2 protein-coding genes are annotated in these 3452 nt (G+C 40.8%); both read right to left on the reverse strand.

Translation table 11 applies throughout. The features are described from left to right. Positions 1 to 1883 (reverse strand): hypothetical protein (locus A6733_RS07170; protein WP_242641607.1); only part of this gene is annotated, 1883 nt, incomplete at its 3' end. Positions 1884 to 2075: 192 nt separating this feature from the next. Beyond that, the coding region (locus A6733_RS09050) for a hypothetical protein (protein WP_176696788.1) at positions 2076 to 3452 on the reverse strand (1377 nt) is incomplete at its 5' end.

Genomic DNA, 3452 nt, shown 5'->3' on the forward strand with positions numbered 1-3452 from the left:
ACAATAGTAGCCGATCTAAATCCAACTTCCTCAGTAGACAGGGAAGCAGAGGAAATATCAGAAACTGATCTCGACTCAGATGAAGGTAAGAATAGAGGTGCAGGCTCAGATAAAGATACGGGTGAAGGTACAGACAAAGGAGATCCAATAGCTCCATACAATGACTCAGGCTCAGGTTGAGGTGATAACCCAGGCTCAAGCTGTATAGGTGAAGGTACAGACAACTCACTACCTAAAACAACCAAATCAGGAACAATAGCTTCAGCAGTCGATACTAGTAGAACAACATCACCAATATTCGAAGAAGATTCGTTAGGAACGACTGACGCAGCAATAGACTCAATAGGAGAAAAAGAAGACCCAACAGCTTCAGATAATAACTCAGGCTCAGATGATAATCCAGGCCCAGGTTGAGGTAATAATTCAGACTCAGGTTGAGGTGACAATTCAAACTTAAGTTGCGAACTGGAAGAAGAACTTACAGTACCTGTGGTTCCATCTTCTGAAGTCGTACCTTCACCCATAAATTCATCACTATTTTCTAGCATCTTCCTTTTACCTACCGTACGTACTCGATAGTATGAAAGTGCCACTACAGGAATACCAGCAACATTGAGGACATTAACAAAATCTTCACAACAAACATTACTCAATGATCCATCCTCTAGTTTAGAAAAAACTCTAACGACTTCCCCACTCCACCATAAGTCAAACGTAGAATTCACTTCATCACGAATAGCACAATCTAGCTTCGATAAAAAACCCGATAAACTACCTCCACTTAATGGAACTAGCTCACAATCAGAGGAAGAGGAATTTGATAATACCCTAATACTAGGGAGTGAATTTATAAAATCGGGGCGGCACTTGTAGTAATAGATACTAAGACACTTAGACATAAAACTATACAGATGCAACTCCCTATAAGTTAAACACCAAATAGCCCGCCCAAGCAATGGAAGTTCGCCATCCACTATCATTAGGAGGTAGTTAAGTATAGAGTTCGAATAAGACTTTTTTGCAGATTCATGAAAATCAGAAAAGAGCTTATAAACCATCCCAGCACTACCAGAATGTAACTTAACGCCCAACAAATCAACACATTGAACGTGCTCTGCCTCACCAACAGTAGTACAAATAATTCCTGTCTCAGCATGAGCAGAAGTAGGAGTAGAAACGCTACTGCTGCTCGTGGGTCTTTCCTCCGTAATTGGTACACCAGAAGGCCCTTCTCCCGATGCCGCACACCTATTAACACCTTTACTACTTTTGCGTATTCTCGAAGATTGTTTTCTTAAATGAGATAATGAGGACGATGCAACTGATGGAGCACCAGCAATGTGAAGAACATAGATAAAATCTTTACAACTGACACCATCCAAAGCCCCCTTTTCTAAAGCACCAAAAACCTTACCAACTGCTTCATCCCAACGAGAGTTAAAAATACCATCAGTAATACCACGGATAGCAGAATCTAGCTTGGATAAAAAACTCATCAACATACCACCAGCTAATGTCTCCAAATCACTACCAGAATCAGACAATACCCTGATTCCAGGAAGAAGACGTATAAAAGCAGGTCTGAGGTTAGCATGATACTTACGAAGGCATCTGTGCACAAAATCAGCCTCACACAATGCCCTATAAGTACTATACCAAATGGTCCGTTCGGTCACATTAAGTTTGTCATTAGTGCTTGATGGAAACTGTTTGCTTATAACAATCTCTAAAATACCTTTAGCTATTAAATCAAATTCAAAAAAGAGAACATCAACTACCCGAGCACTATCAGGATGTAACCTAACTCCCAGCGAATCAAAAACAGCAGAACCGGCAGTAAGGGCTGAAGCAGCACTACCCCTAGCACCCACGCCCTTACGCACAGCAGCAACATCCGAAGCCGGAGCAGGAACCTCATGTGGAAAAAAACAAAAAACTGTCTATGAAAATCTAAACGAATGCGGGTAAAAAGTACGACCTACATCTGAGCATGCAAAAGACACAAAAAAGAAGAATCAGAGACGAAGGTAACCCATCCCCTAAAGCTCACAACACATAAACAGCACCAACCGCTGTCAGTCTAACTTCTCTAGCCAATGGCGCTGTAGGAGAGGAGGAGGCATCAGAACTTGCTCCAACTCAAGCGAAGGTGAAAGCAAAGATTCAGGTATAAGTTCAGGCGAGAATGAGGGTGCAAGTAATTCACCCCCCTCTAAAACTCCCAAATTAGAAACAGTACCATCATCAGTTGAAGCTAATAGATCATCACTAGGAGTCAAAAAAGACTCGCCAGAAACACTTGTCGCAGCAACATAATCAACAACATTAGGCAACGAATGTCCACCTTCAAGTAATAAATCAGGTTCAGGCAGAGACGACAATTCAGACTGAAGCTGCAAACCTGAAGAAGAACCTACAGGACCCGTATTGCCACCTTCTGAAGCAGTATCTTCACTTGTAACTTTACTACTATTTTCTGATATCTTTCTTTTAGCTACCTTGCTTCTTTGGAAATATGAAAATGCCACAGCAGGAACACCAGCAACATCGAGGACATTAACAAAATCTCCACAACTAACATCACTCAATGATCCACCTTCTACAAAAACTTTGCCAGCTAATTTATCCCACTGAGATTTAAATACAGACTTCGCTTCATCAAGAAGAGCAAAATCTAGTTTCGATAAAAAACCTAATAAACTACCTCCACTCAATGGAACTAACTTACAATCAGAGGAACTTGACAATACTCTAATACTAGGAAGTGCACGTATAAAACCAGGACGATACTTGCAGTGGTAGATACAAAGAAACCTTGATATAAAACTATACAGATGCAATTCCCTGTAAGTTTCGCACCAAATGGCTCGCCCAATCAACGAAAGTTCGCTATTAATAGTCGTCAAGAGGTGGTTTAGTATAGAACTAGAATAAGACATCCTTGCAGATTCACGGACACCAGAAAAGAGCTTGAAAATTATTTCAGCACTACCGGAATGAAACTTAAGGCCCAGCAAATCAACACATTGAATGGGCGATACCTCCTCAACATCAACACAAATAATTTCTGTATCAGCTTGAGTAGAAACACTACTATTTGTTTTCGAAGATTTTTTTCTTAAATACGTCACCGAAGACGATGCCATTAAGGGAACACCAGCAATGTCGAGGACATCTTTAAAATCTTCACAACTAACATCATCCGAGGACCCTTCTTCTAGAGCACTAAAAACCTTACCAACTACCGTATCCCAATTAGAGTTAAAAATACGCTCCACCATACCACGAACAGCAGAATCTAGTTTCGATAAAAAACTCAGCAACCCATCTCCACTTAACATCTCCACATCACTGCCAGAGGAATTAGATAACACTTTAATGTCAGAAAGAGAACGTATAAAACCAGGTCTGTGCTTAGCATGATACTCACGAAGGCATCTGTGTACAAAACC

The sequence above is a fragment of the Candidatus Ichthyocystis sparus genome (assembly GCF_900078745.1).
GTDB lineage: Bacteria > Pseudomonadota > Gammaproteobacteria > Burkholderiales > 2013Ark19i > Ichthyocystis > Ichthyocystis sparus.